We start from the raw sequence: 1,621 nt of genomic DNA on the forward strand, positions 1-1,621 counted from the left end.
CGTCCGTATCTGCAAGTCAGTCAGATTCATTGATTAAAGAATCTGTATCAGCGAGTCAGTCAGAGTCACAAGTTCAAGATTCGGTTTCAGCGAGTCAATCGGAGTCGCTGGTCCAAGAGTCGGTATCATCCAGTCAATCAGACTCACAATCAAAAGCAGCATCAGCATCTAAGAGTGTGTTTGAAAAAGCCTCTAAATCTGCTTCGTTGAGTCAGTCGGTATCCTTATCTAATTTAGCATCTAGATCAATTTCTGTGTCTCAATCGCAGTCAACATCGGCGGTTGGATCGGAGGAAGTGGTTTCTCAACTGATTTCCTTGTCACAATCTATTTCGATGAGCAAAAAGCTGTCAGAATCCGTTTCGTTGAGTCAGTCAGAGTCGTTGATTCAAGGCTCAGTTTCCGCAAGCCAATCAGACTCGTTAGTACAAGCGTCCGTTTCTGCGAGTCAATCAGACTCGCTGGTTCAGGCATCGGTATCAGCAAGTCAATCAGATTCCTTGGTTCGAGTCTCAGTTTCCGCCAGTCAGTCAGACTCGCTGATTCAAGAGTCAGTTTCCGCCAGCCAGTCTGAATACTTGGTTCAAGCATCCGTTTCAGCCAGCCAATCGGATTTCTTGGTTCAACGCTCCGTTTCAGCGAGTGAATCAGAATTGTTGCTTCAGGAATCTGTATCGGCCAGTCAATCCGATTCCCTTGTTCAGGAGTCTGTCTCAGCTAGTCAATCAGATTCATTGATACAAGAATCAGTCTCGGCTAGCCAATCAGACTCGTTAGTACAAGAATCCGTATCTGCCAGCCAATCCGATTCGCTGGTTCAAGAGTCAGTTTCGGCAAGTGAATCGAATTCATTGGCTCAAGAATCGATCTCAGCAAGCCAATCAGATTCTTTGGCTCAATCGTCTGTTTCAACCAGTCAGTCCGAGTCATTGGTTCAGGAATCCGTATCTGCCAGTCAGTCAGACTCGCTGATTCAAGAATCAGTTTCCGCGAGTCAATCCGACTCGTTGGTTCAGGCATCTGTATCGTCTAGCCAATCAGAATCCTTGGTACAAGCGTCCGTTTCTGCGAGTCAATCGCAATCTACTTCTGATATCGAATCTAAGTCTCAAATTACAGAATCTATGTCCTTTTCTCGTTCTGATTCAATGAGTCAGTCGGAATCGCAAGTATCGACTGATTTGCAATCAACATCATTGAGTCAATCAGAATCGTTGGTTCAAGAGTCAGTTTCGGCAAGTGAATCGGAATTATTGGTTCAGGAGTCTGTATCTGCCAGTCAATCAGAGTCGCAGGTTCAAGCCTCAGTATCTGCTAACCAATCGGATTCGTTGGTTCAAGCATCTGTATTGACCAGCCAATCAGAATCACCAGTTCAAGAGTCGATTTCAGCTAGTCAGTCAGACTCGCTGATTCAAGCCTCCGTTTCAGCAAGTGAATCAGAATCGCTACTCCAAGAGTCGATCTCAACTAGTCGATCCGAATCTTTGGTTCAAGAATCCGTTTCTTCAAGCCAATCTGAATCCTTGCTTCAGGAGTCTGCCTCAGCTAGTCAGTCAGAATCACTGGTCCAAGAGTCAGTTTCTGCGAGTGAATCGGAATTATTGGTTCAGGAGTCTGT

1 pseudogene is annotated in these 1,621 nt (G+C 45.4%); it reads left to right on the forward strand.

Annotation, left to right across the window (positions count from 1 at the left end):
• Positions 1–1,621: pseudogene (locus tag HMPREF2918_RS02130) on the forward strand (accessory Sec-dependent LPXTG-anchored adhesin); the annotation flags it as partial.

The organism is Streptococcus sp. HMSC065C01 (assembly GCF_001813525.1).
GTDB classification, from domain to species: domain Bacteria; phylum Bacillota; class Bacilli; order Lactobacillales; family Streptococcaceae; genus Streptococcus; species Streptococcus parasanguinis_V.